Raw genomic sequence first — 242 nt, forward strand, 5'->3', positions numbered from 1 at the left:
GTTCTTTGATCTGGTTGTACAGATACATAATATGCAGAATATTAAGAAGCTGACGTTTGTACTCATGGAGACGTTTTACCTGAACGTCAAAGATCGAGCGCGGATCAACTTCAATTCCATTATGCTCTTTAATATATTTTGCAAGACGTACTTTGTTCTCGTATTTAATCTGCATAAACTCACGTCTGGCCTTTTCGTCGTCCGCAAACGGTCTGAGCTTTTCAATCTGCGACAGATCTGTG

At 40.1% G+C, this 242-nt stretch carries 1 protein-coding gene; it reads right to left on the minus strand.

Annotated features, from left to right (window positions below):
* Nucleotides 1-242: glycogen/starch/alpha-glucan phosphorylase (locus NE619_RS18440; RefSeq protein WP_256133916.1), on the minus strand; the 242-nt coding region annotated here is incomplete at both ends.

It is taken from the genome of Anaerovorax odorimutans, assembly GCF_024459955.1.
Taxonomy (GTDB): Bacteria; Bacillota; Clostridia; order Peptostreptococcales; family Anaerovoracaceae; genus Hominibacterium; species Hominibacterium odorimutans_A.